We start from the raw sequence: 16,220 nt of genomic DNA on the forward strand, positions 1-16,220 counted from the left end.
CCATTATCATTAATTAATCGAATTCGATACCAGACATTCTGTTACCCGTGCGATATCTTTCGCCGAGAACAGGGCAGAGACATACACCACCGGTTTTTCCAGTGGTTCCAGCCGGATGGTGGAAATCACCACGTCACACTCATGTCGTTTCAGGGAGTCAGCGATATTTTTCCCTGGCACGATGTCGATAATTTTCCAGTCGGGAAAGGCGCGGATAATCCGTCCGTAAAGCAGCTGCGAGGTGCCCAGACCGCTGGAGCAGACCAGTAATACCCGTTTTACCTTGATGCTGTTTTCGATGGCCGCCTGAATGTGCACCGTCAGATAAGCCACTTCGTCATCACTGATCTCATCCAGGCTGTACTCCTGCGTCAGCTGGCTGATCACCGCTTTCACGGCGGCGAACACCGTGCCCAGTTCGGTCTGAATATCATGCAGCAGCGGATTTTTAATCCGGATGTGATATCTGAGGCGGTTCAGCATCGGCTTGATATGCGAGGACAATGACGCCTGCAGGTTCTGGTCGGTGGTGATTTCAATGTTGATGCGCTGCGCCACCCGGGCGATCAGCGCCTCAGCAAAGCGGGTTTCACGCTCTGAAATCAGGGAGTCATCGTGCTGTGGTGACTCACCGCCCGCCTTACCGGAAGAGACCAGATACTGATAGATGGAGTGAGACTCCTCGGCCACCAGTACCGTGTTGTAAGCGGTCTCAATACGTTCTATCACCGCCAGTGAAACCTGCCAGGCGTGATGGTCGCTCACCCGGTTCATCGACACCGCGCGGGCGTCGGTCCTGTGCATCGGCGAGTGACTGCGGTGGATCAGTACCAGAATATGCGTAAATAAATTGATGTAGTAAGGATCGCTTATCGTATATTGCAGTTGCTGTTCAATAAAATTAATTAATTGCAGGGTAAAATGGACAGCCTGCTGACCAAACTTCTCTGAAAGCTCCTGCAGCGTGCTTTCATCCAGACGGCTTTCCATCATGTCCTGACGGTTATAAATCGATTTTAACACCAGCGCTTTCATCGCCATGCGAATATTATGGTCACTGCCTTTTATGCTGGTTCCGACGCGGCTTTTTAACAAGGTTAAATCAAACTGATGTAACCATGCTTCTAATGTTTTTAAATCATTCACTATCGAGGCGCGGCTGATAAAATATTTATCCGCCAGTTCGCTGATGGATGAACTTTTTGGTGACAGCATTAATAAATCCGACGCTATTTTCAGCATCCTGAAGTTACTGCTGAAATCATCCACCTCGGTTGAGAAAATCCGGCGCGCGGCTATTTCCGACTGCGCATCAGCGAATTTAATTGTGATCCCTCTCCCACTTTTTCCGCTGAGATTGATTCCCTGGTCAGAAAGTTTTTCGTTAATGTCTGCAATATCGCGGCGTAGAGTTCTGGGTGTAATAGACGTTTTTTCTGAAATAGCGTGCAGGCTCACATAACTGTTATGAGAAATAAGCTGTCGCATAATCGTCAGTTGCCGTTCAGTCAGCGCCTTCATCATCATCAGGTTCCGCTTAATCCGTTATTCGCCTTGTCAGTTATCATCTAAACAAAGGCACTATGCCATGTAAATATTAAAACATGGCCACAACCTGGTGGTCAGGCTGACCACCTGACAGTGAATTTCTTAAATAATCGGGGACGAGATGAAAGAATAAGTGAAAGGGGGTGGGAGGGTTTGGCGGGCTGACTGGCAGTGATCCGATTGGTGGGGCTACATCAATGGCTGAGGGCGGAACCTGGCGGGAAAGCCCGGCTTACGCCGGGCCAGATTTTATCTTTACGCCATCTTCAAACGCTGTAGCCGTTTCTCGCGGCGAATCTTACGCTCTTCCATCACCGCAACCAGCGCCATCAGGCAGATACAGGCGATAGCGGCGGCATCCAGTGCGGCAAAGGTGCCCGCCCAGCCGGTCAGGCCAAATATCGGCGTGCCGTCGGCAATCATGCCCAGGCCCAGTTTGGCGAAGCTGTCACCAATCAGATAGGCGAAGGTGCCTTTGATGCCATCCGCTGCGCCAATCGCTTTTTTCGGCACAAAGCCGACCGCGGCGACGCCGATTAACAGCTGCGGGCCAAAGACCAGGAAGCCCAGAGCGAACAGCGACGCCAGATAGACATACTGGTTGCTGGCATGCTGATAGATCCCGAGCGTGGCAATAATCAGTGCTAATGCAACGCAGGCGACCAGCGCACGGCGGCCATTGGCCAGATCGGATAACCAGCCCCACATCAGCGTCCCCACCAATGCGCCCACTTCAAACAGGGTAAAGCCCTGAATCGCCACCTCTTTAGAGAGCTTCAGCTCCTGGAAGGCGTAAACCGTTGACCACTGATCGATCCCGATGCGCACCACATAGAGGAAGATGTTGGCGAAGCAGAGCAGCCAGATCACCTTGTTCTTCAGTACGTACTCAACAAAGATCTGCCATTTGGTCATCGACTCATCTTCGGCTTCTTTGTCCTCATCGCTCAGCTCTTCGTCAAACAGCTCTTCGGCCTTGCCCAGGCCATAAGATTCCGGGGAGTCGCTGCCGTAGCGCAGGCCGATAAAACCAACAATCAGCGCGATAATAGACGGGAAGATAAACATCCCAATTACGTGGCCGTTGAACAGCACATTGGCACCAAACAGCGCAACGCCTGCCGCACCGGCACCGCCGAGGTTGTGGGAGATATTCCACATGCCAAGATAAGTACCTCGTTTGCGGCGCGGCGTCCACTTAGTGATGGTGGAGTAGCTACAGGAGCCGCCGGTACTCTGGAAGAATCCGCTTAAGGCATAAAAGGCGATCATCAGAAACAGGCTGACGGATCCGGTGCCCATGCTGGCGCTGAAACCCAGCATACAGATGGCCGAGAGGATCAGCATAAACGGCAGGAACTGCTTGGTGTTTTTGCCATCAGCATAATAGGAGACCAGGGTTTTCCCGACGCCATAGGTGATGGAGAAGCCCAGACCGATCATCCCCAGCTGCGTCATGCTCAGTCCGTAGGTGGTGATCATATCGTTCTGCGCGATATTGAAGTTTTTGCGGATCAGATACATGGTCAGGTAGCCGATAAAGACCACCAGATAGGACTGCATAAACGGCTTGAACCACATCTTGCGCCGCAGTTCGATGGGCAGATCCAGCGTCGGTCTGCGCACCTGTTTGAGGAATGCCAGCATGGAAGGGGATTCTCCTGGTTGGAATAGCTGCAATAGGCAGCGAATGGCTGGCATTGTAAAAACCTGCCGCCAGACTGGCCTGAGACAGCATCCAGGCGAAACCAGGAAAATTTCTTAGTTTTGCCCCACTCGGGGCAAAAAGGAGAGGCGTATCACGCTTCAGGCAGGGGGCGCGGTGCCTGAGCATTTAAAAACGGCAGCAGCAGCAGGGCGGAGATCCCCGCCGCCGTGGCAATCACCGCAAAGAAGCCGCTCCAGTGCCACACGTCGATAACCCACGCCAGCGGCCAGCCGGAGAGTGACGCACCCAGATAGGCGAAAAGACCGACGAAGCCGGTTGCCGCGCCCGCCGCATCTTTATGGGAACATTCGGCTGCCGCCATACCAATCAGCATCTGCGGGCCGAAGACAAAGAAACCGGTAGTAAAAAAGCAGGCTGCCTGCATCACATAACTGGTAAAGGGCATCAGCCACAGTGAGCCGACGGAAAGCAAAATCCCGGCTGCAAAAATCAGGTTCATCGGCCCACGGTTGCCGTTAAACAGCTTGTCCGAGCCCCAGCCCGCGACCAGTGCGCCTATCACACCGCCCAGCTCAAACAGGGTGACTACCGAGTTGGCCGTGACCAGATCCACCCCCAGCGTGTCGGAGATGTAGAGATTTCCCCAGTCATTAAGCGCCGCGCGAACCACATAGACCAGCACGTAACACAACGACAGCAGCCAGATGTAGGGGTTGAATAGCACGTAGCGGGTCAGGATCGCTTTGCGACTCAGACCTGCGCCTTCCTGCTGCTGCGCCATCTCCATCTCATCCTGTCGCCAGTCGCCTACCGCGGGCAGGCCGACAGTCTGAGGCCGGTCGCGCAGACGCCAGCAGAGAAACAGTCCGGCGAGGATCGCTAAACTGCCCGCAATCATCATCCCGATTCGCCAGCCATAGTGCAGCGCCACTGCGCCGATAACGATCGGGATGACCGCACCGCCAACGTTGTGCGCGGTGTTCCATAGTGCCCACCAGCCGCCGCGCTCGTTACGTGAATACCAGCTGGTCAGCAGGCGCGCGCAGACCGGCGCGCCCCAGCCCTGGAAAAAGGCGTTGATGGTCCACAGCAGCGCAAAGGCCCACAGTGAGGTCGAGAAGCCAAACAGGATATTGACCACGCCGGTAGCGATCAGCCCCAGCCCCATAAAGTAACGGGCGTTGGAGCGGTCACTGACGATGCCGGAGAAGAACTTCGACAGGCCGTAGGTGATGTAAAATAGCGTCGCCAGCAGGCCAATATCGGTGCGCATCATCACGCCGCTGGCGATCACTTCCGGCGCTGCCGCATTGAAGCTTTTGCGGGTAAAGTAGAACAGGGCATAGCCGATCCAGATGGTCGACATGATGTGCCGTCGCCAGTAGCGATAGCGGCTGTCAATCTCACTTTTGTCCTGCAGCGGAGCGGCGTTAGCGGGCGTTTTCAGAAAGTTAAACACGGTGGTTCCTCAGGCCATACGCAGCGGCAGATGCACGCTGACGCGGGTTCCATGGGTGCAGGAGATAGTCAGCGATCCACCCAGCGCACTCACGCGTTCGCGCATCCCGACCAGACCAAAGCTCTGCTGACCGGAACCTGGCGGCAGACCGCAGCCATCATCTTCAATCACCAGCAAAACGCGACCATTCTGTTGCCAGCCTTTGAGCGTCACGGCGCTGGCGCTGGCGTGTTTCACAATGTTGTTCAGCCCCTCCTGACAGACGCGAAACAGAGTGACGCGCTGCGCTTCGCTCAGCAGCGCCTCATCAATACGCCACTCAAGGTGACTGACGATGCCGCAATCCTCCAGCTCCATCTCACGCATCAGGGAGCGAACTGCCTGTTCAAGTGACAGGTCATCTAGCTGACGGGGTCGCAGACGTCCCAGCAGTCGCCGCACTGAATCGTAGACGCCAAGAGAGAGCTGCTCAATATGGACGCCGCTCTGGATCACCCGGCCATTATCCGGCGCCAGGCGCTGCACAATGCCCGCCTGGGTGCGGATTGCCGTAATCGTCTGACCGATATCATCGTGCAGCTCGCGCGCCACCTCCTGGCGCACATTCTCTTCTGTCTCGACCAGCCGTTCCGCCAGGCGTCGGTTGCGTGCCAGCTCACTCTGCAGCGACTGATTCAGCTCGCGCAGCCGCTGAATACCGGCACCCAGCAGCAGTCCGGTCAGGCTTTGTACCAGCAGCGAGAGCAGAAGATCGACCGGATGATCGTGCCAGGTCTGGCTGGCGATCAGCGCGATTGCGTTCATCAGCGTCGCGATCAGCGCACCCTGCCAGCCGTAGTGCCAGGCCAGCGCAATAATCGGCAGCGCCAGACAGAATGGCGTAAAGCGTGACAGTTCAGCGGGCAGGCCAAGCTGCAACCACAGACTGATGACAAACAGCAGCAGATACCAGATAAGATGCCGGGCGCGCCAGTTGACCGGTTGCGAGACCAGCGCCGGTCCCAGCGGCTGCCAGCGGGTGCTGGTGAGGTAGTGCCAGATGACCAGGCAGGTCGGGGCCAGCGTCAGACCACCGGTGAGCGTCAGCAGCAGGGCGTTCAGCATCTCCTGCTGTCCCGCCCACGCCAGGGACTGCAGCAGCGCTGCGGCGATCAGAGCCGCGCCCTGGCTCAGCAGCGTGCGCCAGTCACGCTGATGGCGGTAATGGGAGATCAGCGCCACCGGCAGCAGCGTCAGTACACTGCCTGCCATTAACAGCGGCAGATGCGCCAGCGCGACCACCTTCGCCAGCCAGATCAGCATGATCCACTCAGCTACCAGCAACACCGGCCAGTAAGCGCGTGGACATTGCAGCATCAGCCCCAGACGCAGGCCAAACGGGAATAGCAGCACCGCCAGCTCCGGGCGTTCCACCAGGTGCAGGCTGATACTCCACAGGCAGAACCAGGCCGCCGAGAAGATGAAAAAGCTGGCGACAATGGAGATCAGCCGCGAAACACAGGGGCTCATTGCCAGCCATCAAACATGCGGCGCGCCAGCTCCACATCATTGCTGACGCCGAGCTTCTCCATCAGATTCGCGCGATGGACATGTACGGTTTTCGGTGACAGCGCCAGCTCAACGGCAATTTCCTTTACCGCCATGCCCTGTGACAGTTTTTCCGCCACCTGACGTTCGCGTCGGGTCAGCGGGTCCTGCCGACCGGCGGCCAGCTTGATCGCAATCTCTGGCGTCAGATAACAGCCGCCTGTGGAGACCGTGCGCACCGCCGCGATCAGCTCATCGGGACGACAGCGTTTAGAGAGGAATCCACGCGCACCGGCATTAAGCGCCTGCTCCACCAGGGCCGGACTGTCATGGACTGACAGCATGATGGTTGCCAGGCCCGTCGGCAGCTTGCTCAGCAGCTCCAGCCCGGAGAGATCCGGCATCGAAATATCGCAGATACAGACCTGAACGCCCCGGCCCGGTAAACCTGCCAGCGCCTCACGGCCAGAACCAAATTCCGCTACGACCTGGAAATCCGATTCCAGGCCCAGCAACTGGGCAAAGCCGGAGCGGACGATAAGGTGATCGTCAATAAGCGCGATGGTGATCATGTTTATTCCTGGCGGGTAAAATCGCGCTTACCTTAGCGATAAGCACGAAGCTGTTCAAGTCGTGAGCAGTCTATTCAGGTAAGGGAATGAGCAGAGTGATGCAGGTCAAACTGTCGTGGATCGTGAGAAAAGCATGCCGGGCTGAATCGCCGCCCGGCAGATCGTGAGGCTAAGGAGCCGATCAGTGCAGACAGCACTGCTTATATTTTTTGCCGCTGCCGCACGGGCAGGGATCGTTGCGGCCAGGCAGTTTCTCTGCCGCGACAGGCTTCTGGGGAACGGGAATCGCTTCAGGCTGGGAGATCCAGTGATCGTGCAGCGCCAGCGCAGCAGGACGGATAGCTTCAATGCTGGCTTCCATCTCGTCCGGCGTCATGGCATCGATCTTTTCAAGATTCTCTTCCACGCCGTGCAGAGCGATGGCGTCCAGCGCGGGTTGCAGGTCCTGCGGCAGGGCAGTCCAGTCGGTCAGCGCGACACCGCGCATGTAGCCAAAGCACCACTCTTCCACCACGGTAAATTCCAGACCTTCCATTTCACGGATGCCAAACAGCGGTTCGAACTGCTCAGGGAATTCAGATAAGCGGTCAGCCACATCATTCATATGCTGGAAGCAAAGCGACATAAAGCGCGTCATTTCACGCTCGTTGCTCCATTTTGGGATCTGCTTCTCGCCACCCCACAGTGCCACCAGCCACTGGCTTGGCTCGACGGTGACGGGACCGGAGAGTACGGCAGTCAGCAGGCCGTCGAGCTCGGAGACATCAATAATCGATGCTTCGCTGCCATATTTTTCCAGCATATCTTCCAGCCATTGCAGCTCTTTTTCGGACAGTGGGCCTTCTTTCATGCGGTTGCCTCCCGGGCATTTCAAAAATTTCAGCGGCGTTGAGCCTTAAAACCGCAGCAGTGTACACCCTTGTGGACTGCAACACAGCTAACCCTGTTCGGGCGTGCTGCGGTGATTAAACCGCGTTTAGCACCACTTTCATCCCGTTGTGCAGGCGATAGCCCACAGCACTTTATGGTACATTTTTGCGCTCCAGCCAGACAGTTGCGTGTTAAATAATAATAAGTTAATGATTAATATATGAAAAATGGATTTACTGGCAGGCCGGCTGTTGCAGTCTCCCTTGCACGGCTGACCCCTGGCGGCCAGTGGATCAGCAGATTAATGACGCGATTCATGCCAGCCTTTATCTTCCTGCTGGCGGGATGTGGAACCCTGTCGCAAACCTCCGCCCCGGTGGGCGACCGCGTTTATCTGACACACGCCACCTTTCATGAAAATGTCGACGACATCGTGCAGCATTACATGCAACAGAAGCAGGTTCCCGGCATCAGCATTGCGGTCATTCATCGCGGTGGGCCGACCCGCTATTACTCTTTTGGCGTCACCGATCGTGTGCATCGCTATCCGATCACGCCCGATACCCTGTTTGCACTGGGATCGCTGAGTAAAGGCGTGACGGCAGAAGTGATTATCCAGCTGGTTGATCAGGGTAAGCTGCGCTGGAGCGATACACTGGCGGATCTTCTGCCGAAAGGCGTTCGCCTCAGCGCTGACGCGCGGCGCATCACGCTGCTGCAGCTGGTGACGCACACCTCCGGTCTGCCGCGACAGGATATGGATCTGACGATGCTGCAGCAGTTCGTTCGTTATCTGGATACCGGCGAGAACTTCTATGGCAATCTTGATAGCGACAAGCTGCTGAGTTATCTGGCGGACTTCTCTGCACCCGCGGTACGCATGCCACACTACTCCAACCTCGGCTATGCGCTGCTCGGTTATATCCTGCGCACGCGTTGTCATCAGGATATTCAGACGCTGGCATCACAGCTTATCTTCACACCGTTAAAGATGAATCAAAGCAGTTTTGTACCGGAAACGCTGACGGGCTATCCGCTGCGTGCGCTGGGCCATGCAGGCGATCAGCCGAAATTTATTCGCCGCGGCACGCTGACGCCTGACTGGCATTTTCACGGCAACATGGTGGCCGCGGCCAGTCTCTACAGTAATGCGCGCGATCTGAGTGCTTATTTGCGCGCACATCTCAGCGCTACCGGTGATGCTGCGCGGGACCGGGCTTTCGCGGCGGTAGATCAGGCGTGGTATCAGCAGGGCGCGCAGGCGCAGAATATCGCCTGGGTGACCGACACTTTCGAAGGGCAGCAGATCACCTATCAGGTGGGCTATATCGGCGGCTATGCCAGTTTTATCGGCTACGATAAACGTAACGGCAATGCGATTGTGGTGCTGCAGAACGGCTTTAACTGGAGTAACTATTTAGGCATTGCGTTGTTGGTCGATCTGGCAACTCAGGATAAAGTGGTCGGACAGTGATCCGCTACCTGGCCTGTGTGCAGTAAAGTGAATAGCGCTGTTTTTCCTTACACATAGCGTCAGTGCGCCGGAACTGAAGTGCGATAAACATTGTCTTTAGCCTGACTGTCAAAATTCAACGTGGAAATCATTATGCGCAGGACTCAACGTGTACTTTTATCAATGGGATTACTGGTTGGCTCGCTGAGCCTGATCCCCGCTGTACAAGCCGCTGGCGAAGCAACGGATACCGTTCCGCCACCGCCGCAGATTCAGCCTGCTAATCCGGATGCGCAGCCCGCTACGCCTGATACGGGCAGCGTTCAGCCGGATGCCGGTGGCGCGCAAAGCCAGGCACCGACCAGCTCACAATCTAATGATGGTATTACGCCGACCACGCCGGCACCTTCCAATGGCGCGCACCCTAATTACGACCTCAGCACCATCATCATCGACTACAAACAGTACCAAATCGGTGACACAGTGCCAGAGAAGTACACCGATAAAACGTACACCATCAATGAGTGGCAAAAGCGTAATCTGCCTGCTCCGCAGGAAAATACCCACTGGGCCTATATCAACGCCAACTACATTCTTATTACCAATGACACCGGCAAAATCGTCATGGGTAAATCGGGCGATATCTTCTTCCGCGGTTAAAATAAGCGCGGTTAAAATAAGCGGTAAAAATCAGCCGGTCGTGATGACCGGCTTTTTTTAGCTGAAACGCTCAGCACCAAAGCTTGCCAGCATCGGATGCTTTTCACCGCTTACAATCTCCTCCGCCAGTAATTCACCGACAATCAGCGCCAGGGTTGCGCCCGAATGCGTGAACGCCACATAACAGCCCGGCACCTTCTGCAGTTGCCCCAGCACCGGATCGCCATCGCCCGGAATCGGCTTCAGGCCAATTTTCCAGCTCTGGACGCTGAGTGGCTCGTCACCCCGTAACAGCTGACTCGCTTCCTCGGCCAGCTTTGCTACAACCTGCTTATCAATATGGTAACCGCCTCCGGCCAGCTTCTGGATATCAGCCTCGTACCAGTCGTGATCCAGGGCGTAACGGTTGCCGGGGTTTGGCCGGATGGCGGCGCGAGGCGTGTTCAGCACCGCCTTGAGTTCATGTTTGCCCGGTTCAGTGATCACCAGCATGGAGACGGGCGATCCGTTGGGAATCGTCACGCCCAGTGGCGCAATCACATCCGGTGTCCAGGGCCCGCAGGCGACCACTACCGCATCTGCCTGTAGTTCACCCAGCTCACTGCGAATGCCGCAGGCCCGGCCCTGATCGGTGATCACACTGGCTTTACCGGCGTGTTCAATCACTTCACCACCCCGCGCCCGGAACTGATTCACCAGATACTCTGACAGGTGCGGCAGACTGACCCAGCCTTCACCGGGGTTAAAAATCGCCTGCGACGGCAGCGCGTCGGGATCGATCGTCGCATCCGCCTGTGCCACGTTATCAGGGGTGATGAGTTGTGAGTCGTAGCCGTGTGCTTTCTCATAGGCGTGCCGCGCCTGCGTGCCGGCTGCATCATTGCTGAACCAGCAAACGCCGCCATCAAAACGCAGCCAGTCGAGGGTGGGTTGTTGAGCAAACAGGGTGCGATAGCGATCAATGCCCGCCATGCGCAGCGCGTGATAGGGGCGGGAGCGTTCACCCGCCGAGTTGAGCCAGGAGAGTGAACGTCCCGATGCGCCAGAACAGAGCGCGGCTTCGGTCACCAGGGTCACCGCCGCTCCCCGTTTTGTCAGCTCCAGCGCCGTCGAGACACCTATTACGCCACCGCCCAGAACAACCACTTTCATTTCAGTTTTTACCGCCATTATCAGGTTCCTTGCTCAGTTACAGCACTTCAGAGAGAAAACGTTGCAGTCGCGGCGACTGTGGCGTATCAAAAATGGCGCCCGGCGGCCCGGCTTCAACAATCTCGCCTTCGTCCATAAACACCACCTGATCCGCCACTTTGCGCGCAAAGCCCATTTCATGTGTCACCACAACCATCGTCATGCCGCGACGACAGAGATCTGCCATCAGCGTCAGGACACCCTTCACCAGTTCGGGATCGAGCGCGGAGGTCGCCTCATCAAACAGCATGACCTCGGGATCCATCGCCAGCGCGCGGGCAATCGCGACACGCTGCTGCTGGCCGCCGGAGAGATCGCGTGGCCGGTGATCGGCGCGCTGACCCAGACCCACTTCTTCCAGCCGCTGACGCGCAATCGCCATCGCCTGCGCTTTGGGCAGGCCTTTAACCCGCCACGGTGCCAGCGCCACGTTCTCCAGCGCGCTGTGATCGGGGAAGAGATTGAAATGCTGAAACACCATGCCGATCCGTAACCGCAGCGCATCTGGCTTGTCGCGCAACACTGACCGATCAGCCAGAAGTACATCCCCCGATTGCGGTTCATGCAGCCGGTTGATGCCGCGCAGCAGCGTCGACTTACCCGAACCGGATGGCCCGATAATGCAGGTGGTGCTGCCGGGCGCGACCCGCAGCGAGACGTTACGCAACACCTCAATCGGGCCATAAGCCAGAGTCAGATCGCGCAGCTCCAGGCTGGCACCGTGCCAGCTCGCGGCAGTGGTGCTGTTCAGGTTATTCATGGTTGCCTCCGATCCGGGGATGAGTGACCAGTGCGCCGCCGGGCGCTCTGACTTCATCCACCTCTTTTAAGCCACTTTGCGGGGCAGTCAGGCGACGTCGGCCGGTGCGATAACGCACATCGACATAGTTGACCATGTGCGTCAGCGGCACAGTGATAATCAGATAGAACAGCCCTGCCAGCATCAGGGGCGAGAGGTTGCCGGTGAGCACCGCCGCATCCTGGCCCACGCGAAACAGTTCCCGTTGCTGGGTCATCAGGCCCAGCAGGTAAACCAGCGAGGAATCTTTAATGATGGCGATGAACTGGTTAACGATGGCGGGCAGTACGCGGCGAATCCCCTGCGGGATCACCACCAGTCGCATTGCCCGGCCATAACTCATCCCCAGCGCACGGCAGGCTTCCATCTGGCCGCGTTCAACACTCTGAATACCGGCGCGGAAAATCTCGCCCATGTAGGCGCTGGCGATCAGGCTGAGGGCGAAGATCCCCAGCGGATAGGGCGTAGGACCGAACAGCTGATAGCTGAAGCGCGCCAGGCCCTGACCAATCAGCAGAATGGTCATAATCGATGGCAGACCGCGGAACAGATCGGTATAGAGCCGGGCAGGCAGACGCAGCCAGCGTGAGGGCGAGATGCCCATCAGCGCCAGCAGAAGGCCGAATAGCGTGCCGAGCAGCGTTGCCGCCAGCGAGATAATCACTGTATTGACCAGCCCGGTGGTCAGCATCTGCGGCAGTACTTCCATCATTGATGGAAAATCAAAGAAGGTGCGGGAAAGAATCGTGAGCAAGTCCATCGCCGTCTCCATGCAGGGTGGGGGATCCCCCGGTTAACTCAGGACGCGAACGTCCGCATCTTTACTGCCCGCCAGGCAGATACTGTTTTGGCATCGGCGATCCGGGGAACCACTTCTGATAGAGCCGTTGCCAGGTGCCATCCTGCATGGCTGCTTTGATGGCACTGTCCAGCGCGGCCTTGAAGGCGGGTTTGCCTTTGGCAATGGCAATGCCGGCCGGTGCATCAAACGAGGGGATGTCGGCGGCAGAGACCAGCTTAAAGCGGTCGGCGTAGCTTTTTGCCGCCTCGTAGTCGAGGAAGATTGCGTCGAGCGTACCGTTGTTGAGCGCAGAAACTGCGCTGTTGTTATCCGGGAAGCGCACGAGATCGGTCTGGGTGAAGTGTTCGACGGCATAGCTCTCCTGCAGCGTACCCTGAACCACCCCGAGCCGGTGTTTTGCCAGGCTGGCGACATTCTTCACGCCGCTGTCGTGGCGGGTCAGAACGGTGAGAAATCCCGCCAGATAGCCGGTTGAAAAATCCACCGTCTTTTCACGCGCAGGGGTGATGCCGATAGCCGCTACCGCCGCGTCATACTGACCGTTGGCCACCGCCGGCATGATGGCCGAGAAGTCCTGTCCAATAAAATCGACCTTATCGATCCCGATACGATGGGCGACATCTTTGAAGAATTCGACGTCAAAGCCGGTGAACTGACCGCTGGCATCCGTGAAGGTGTAAGGTTTTGAGTCGCCGACGCTGGCGATGCGTAGCTGACCCGGTTCGATCAGCCCATAGGGATTGTTATCGCTGGCAGCCAGCGTACAGAACGACAGTGAACAGAGTGCGAGCGTGGTGCCGAGCAGTTTGCCCAGGGTGGTTTGCGATTTCATAGCTCATCCGTTTTTGCAGGTTTAAACATCAGAGACTGTTGAGCCAGCGATTATTATTGAGACCGGTCTCAACACAGGTGGCACCTTAAGACACTGATGTTGTGAGACCGGTCTCAAGGGGTTACAATGAGTTTAAGCACAGCCTTTTTTCGGCGTCAATATTCCTGTCATCAACCTGTGATTCAAAATAATTATGACCAGCCAGAAACGACAATCTAAAGCGCCCACCGTGGCGGATGTGGCGCGCGCAGCAAAAGTATCCAAAGCCCAGGCGGCGCGTGCGCTGGGTGGCTATGGGGCGGTCAGTGATGAGGTGCAGGAGCGGGTCAACAGCGCGGCCTCCGCGCTGGGCTACCGTCTGAATGCCCTGGCCCGCAGTATGAACACCGGACGTTCCAATACCATTGGTGTGATTGTCGGCGACATTGAGAATCCCCATTTCGGTCTTGCGCTGCGCGGCATGGCGGATGTGGCGCGCACTGCCGGTTACCATCTGCTGCTCAGTAACAGCGATGAGAAGTTGCAGGCTGAGCAGGATGCGGTGCGGGTGATGCTGGAAAAGCGGGTCGACGGCATCATCGTTGCGCCCTGCTGTTCAGAACACCGTCACAACAGTCACCTGACTCAGGTACTGGAAGAGGGCAGAGCGCTGAAATTATTTGATCGCGCAGTAACTGACCTTGATGTGGAGGCGATCTGTTGCGAATTTACCGAAGTGGCTGCAGAAGCAACCTCGCAGTTACTGGAAGCGGGCCATCGCCACATCGCTTATATCACCAGCATGGTACTGGCAACCGACTACAGCACACCAGGCGATTTTGGCCTGACGCCGGTCGCCCAGCGCGTGGGCGGCATGATGCAGGCATTTGCTGCCGCGGGCGTGGAATTTGATCCGACGATGGTGAAAGTGAATGCGCTGGACGAAGCGGAGATTGCCCGTATCGTGGCCGAGCTGTGGCAGCGTCCGCAGCCGCCTACTGCGCTGGTGGCTTCTGACAGCGTGGTGGCGATGTGGCTGCTGCGCGAAGTGACGCAGCGCGGACTGCGAATCCCTGCCGATCTCTCATTCGTGATGTATGACAATTTTCCGTGGAGTGAGATTGTCACGCCACCGCTGACGGTGGTGGCGCAACCGGTGTATGAGATGGGCCGTGAAGCGGCACGACGCCTGATCGCAGAGATACGCGGCGAAGCCGTCGGACCGATGCCGCGCTTTGATGCCCGTCTGATGATTCGCCAGTCCATTGCCGCACCGGCCAGCCTCATCAGTGGGAAATAATAGGGTTAACCCGGCCAGCCCGGTAACCGGTATATCGCCTGGCTGATGCGTTCGCAGGCAATGGGTCTATCATTTTCGCCAGTTTTGGTCCTTTTTAATCAATTATGATCGTGGCAATCTGCAGAGATAATCTGCAGCCAGGAGGCAACATGTCACAACATACCAATCAGTACGGACAGCCGGTCGGTGAGCCAATGCCAGACTGGCAGCCCCGACCTCTGCCCCAGCATCAGGTTTTTACTGGCGAAGTTTGTCGGCTGGAGCCGTTCAGTGTGGCGCGTCATGCTGAGGCACTGTTTGAGGCATGGGCGCTGGCTGAAGATGGGCGTGACTGGACTTACCTGCCTGCCGGTCCCTTTACCGAACGTCCGGCATGGCAGGCGTATGCCGCACAGCTTGAAATGAGCCGCGATCCGCTGCATTTTGCCGTGATCGATCTCGCCACCGACCAGGCGGTGGGTAGCCTGTCGTTAATGCGCATCCAGCCGGAACATGGCGTAATGGAAGTCGGGCATGTCATGTTTTCGGCCCGGCTGAAACAGACCCGCATGGCAACGGAGGCGCATTTCCTGCTGATGCGTTACGCCTTTGAGACGCTGGGTTATCGCCGTTATGAATGGAAATGCGATAGCTGTAACGCCCCTTCCCGTAAGGCGGCGGCACGTCTCGGTTTTCGTTATGAAGGCGATTTCCGTCATGCGATCGTCTACAAAGGGCGTTCACGTGACACCAGCTGGTTCTCGCTTATCGATAGCGAATGGCCGCAGGTGAAAAAGGGCCTGCAGCGCTGGCTGGCGGAAGAGAACTTTACAGCCGACGGTCAGCAGCGCGAAAAGCTGGAGGCGCTGCGCGACAGACCCTGACCGGGTGATAACGCGATCAAATTAAAATATCTTTCAGGACCGCCGCCAGCAGGGTGGTGGTCATGAGAATAGATAACCGTTTGATCCAGCGCATATCGGTGGTCAGAGTAACAACGTCATTTCTGAGGCTGTCCACAGCCGAAGTTAATCGGAAATTCATTTCACTGAGAGCGACATCCAGCTTATCCACCTTGGCTTCTAACTGATTAAAACGGATGGCCAGTTTGTCCGTTTTTCTTTCAACATGGCCAAGCCGCTCGTCTATCTGATGTACTTTTGTTGTGAGCTGACCAAGCTGCCCATCTATCTGATCGACTTTGGTTGTAAGCTGGCCGAGCCGGTTGTCTATTTGATCAACTTTTATTGAAAGCTGGCTGACCCGATCGTCTGTCTGGTCGGCTTTTGCCTGAAGCTGGCCGAGCCGAATGTCTATATGGTTGGCTTTGGTCTGAATCTGACCGAGTTGCTTTCCAACCTGCCCGCCGGGCTGCCTCTGCTGCATATCAGTAAACACCTCCACCATCGCCTCCGCTTGCTGATCGTCGATCCCTGCCTGTTGCAGCGCTTTAAAGGCTTTGTGGGTACTCATCATTGTGCTTGTCATCACGACACCTCCCTGTGCACTTCAGCGATAACGGCATCATGACAGGCAAAAGATGCATCGCCACTGAGCCGGTTGTATTTTGCGCGTCTCGC

Annotated in this window: 15 protein-coding genes and 1 pseudogene; 4 read left to right on the forward strand and 12 right to left on the reverse strand. The window is 56.8% G+C overall.

What is annotated here, in order from left to right; translation table 11 throughout:
• Positions 1-9: 9 nt before the first annotated feature.
• The 7 genes and pseudogenes from ACMGGP_RS01415 to ACMGGP_RS01445 form a co-directional block, all read right to left on the reverse strand.
• Positions 10-1,215: a BglG family transcription antiterminator gene (locus ACMGGP_RS01415; protein WP_229518688.1), complete on the reverse strand. Its 1,206-nt coding sequence runs from the start codon at positions 1,213-1,215 to the stop codon at positions 10-12.
• 126 nt (positions 1,216-1,341) lie between these two features.
• Positions 1,342-1,527 (reverse strand): annotated as a pseudogene (locus ACMGGP_RS01420) (HTH domain-containing protein); the annotation flags it as partial.
• A gap of 276 nt (positions 1,528-1,803) precedes the next feature.
• Positions 1,804-3,195 carry a hexose-6-phosphate:phosphate antiporter UhpT gene (gene uhpT, locus ACMGGP_RS01425; protein ID WP_010251526.1) on the reverse strand — a complete coding sequence of 464 codons (1,392 nt, stop codon included), beginning with the start codon at positions 3,193-3,195 and terminating at the stop codon, positions 1,804-1,806.
• 152 nt (positions 3,196-3,347) lie between these two features.
• Positions 3,348-4,676, reverse strand: a complete 1,329-nt coding sequence (locus ACMGGP_RS01430; RefSeq protein ID WP_010671736.1) for an MFS transporter — start codon at positions 4,674-4,676, stop codon at positions 3,348-3,350.
• A gap of 9 nt (positions 4,677-4,685) precedes the next feature.
• Entirely contained in the window at positions 4,686-6,185 is a 1,500-nt protein-coding gene (gene uhpB / locus ACMGGP_RS01435) for a signal transduction histidine-protein kinase/phosphatase UhpB (RefSeq protein WP_498798069.1), read from the reverse strand.
• On the reverse strand, positions 6,182-6,775 hold the full coding sequence (gene uhpA, locus ACMGGP_RS01440) for a response regulator transcription factor UhpA (RefSeq protein ID WP_010251517.1): 594 nt from the start codon (positions 6,773-6,775) through the stop codon (positions 6,182-6,184). Before uhpA ends, uhpB begins: the two co-directional genes overlap by 4 nt.
• Positions 6,776-6,956: 181 nt before the next feature.
• Positions 6,957-7,625, reverse strand: coding sequence for a YecA/YgfB family protein (locus ACMGGP_RS01445; protein WP_010671734.1), 669 nt, complete (start codon positions 7,623-7,625; stop codon positions 6,957-6,959).
• A gap of 324 nt (positions 7,626-7,949) precedes the next feature.
• On the opposite strand from ACMGGP_RS01445, the gene ACMGGP_RS01450 reads away from it, so the two are divergent.
• On the forward strand, positions 7,950-9,119 hold the full coding sequence (locus ACMGGP_RS01450; RefSeq protein WP_498798070.1) for a serine hydrolase domain-containing protein: 1,170 nt from the start codon (positions 7,950-7,952) through the stop codon (positions 9,117-9,119).
• A 132-nt stretch (positions 9,120-9,251) separates the two neighbouring features.
• Entirely contained in the window at positions 9,252-9,758 is a 507-nt protein-coding gene (locus tag ACMGGP_RS01455; protein WP_033759783.1) for an RcnB family protein, read from the forward strand.
• A 57-nt stretch (positions 9,759-9,815) separates the two neighbouring features.
• On the opposite strand, the gene ACMGGP_RS01460 is transcribed toward ACMGGP_RS01455, so the two are convergent.
• The 4 genes from ACMGGP_RS01460 to ACMGGP_RS01475 all read right to left on the reverse strand — a co-directional run bounded on the left by ACMGGP_RS01460 (position 9,816) and on the right by ACMGGP_RS01475 (position 13,382).
• The gene (locus tag ACMGGP_RS01460; protein ID WP_498798071.1) at positions 9,816-10,928 is read right to left on the reverse strand and encodes an NAD(P)/FAD-dependent oxidoreductase; all 1,113 of its coding nucleotides are present in this window, start codon (positions 10,926-10,928) and stop codon (positions 9,816-9,818) included.
• 19 nt (positions 10,929-10,947) lie between these two features.
• Positions 10,948-11,709 carry an amino acid ABC transporter ATP-binding protein gene (locus ACMGGP_RS01465; RefSeq protein WP_010671731.1) on the reverse strand — a complete coding sequence of 254 codons (762 nt, stop codon included), beginning with the start codon at positions 11,707-11,709 and terminating at the stop codon, positions 10,948-10,950.
• Positions 11,702-12,508: an amino acid ABC transporter permease gene (locus ACMGGP_RS01470; RefSeq protein WP_498798072.1), complete on the reverse strand. Its 807-nt coding sequence runs from the start codon at positions 12,506-12,508 to the stop codon at positions 11,702-11,704. Before ACMGGP_RS01470 ends, ACMGGP_RS01465 begins: the two co-directional genes overlap by 8 nt.
• A gap of 61 nt (positions 12,509-12,569) precedes the next feature.
• Positions 12,570-13,382: an ABC transporter substrate-binding protein gene (locus ACMGGP_RS01475; RefSeq protein WP_031593265.1), complete on the reverse strand. Its 813-nt coding sequence runs from the start codon at positions 13,380-13,382 to the stop codon at positions 12,570-12,572.
• 193 nt (positions 13,383-13,575) lie between these two features.
• On the opposite strand from ACMGGP_RS01475, the gene ACMGGP_RS01480 reads away from it, so the two are divergent.
• Positions 13,576-14,661: a LacI family DNA-binding transcriptional regulator gene (locus tag ACMGGP_RS01480; RefSeq protein WP_498798073.1), complete on the forward strand. Its 1,086-nt coding sequence runs from the start codon at positions 13,576-13,578 to the stop codon at positions 14,659-14,661.
• Positions 14,662-14,810: 149 nt separating this feature from the next.
• A complete protein-coding gene (locus tag ACMGGP_RS01485; protein WP_498798074.1) occupies positions 14,811-15,524 on the forward strand; it encodes a GNAT family N-acetyltransferase in 714 nt (237 codons plus the stop codon).
• Between the two features lie 16 nt (positions 15,525-15,540).
• Here the strand turns inward: ACMGGP_RS01485 and ACMGGP_RS01490 are convergent, their stop codons facing one another.
• Positions 15,541-16,128 (reverse strand): hypothetical protein, encoded by a 588-nt coding sequence (locus ACMGGP_RS01490; RefSeq protein WP_320504289.1) that lies wholly within the window; start codon positions 16,126-16,128, stop codon positions 15,541-15,543.
• Between the last annotated feature and the right edge of the window lie 92 nt (positions 16,129-16,220).

Origin of the sequence: Curtobacterium sp. BNK-1 (genome assembly GCF_048685235.1) — a bacterium.
Lineage (GTDB): Bacteria > Pseudomonadota > Gammaproteobacteria > Enterobacterales > Enterobacteriaceae > Pantoea > Pantoea agglomerans.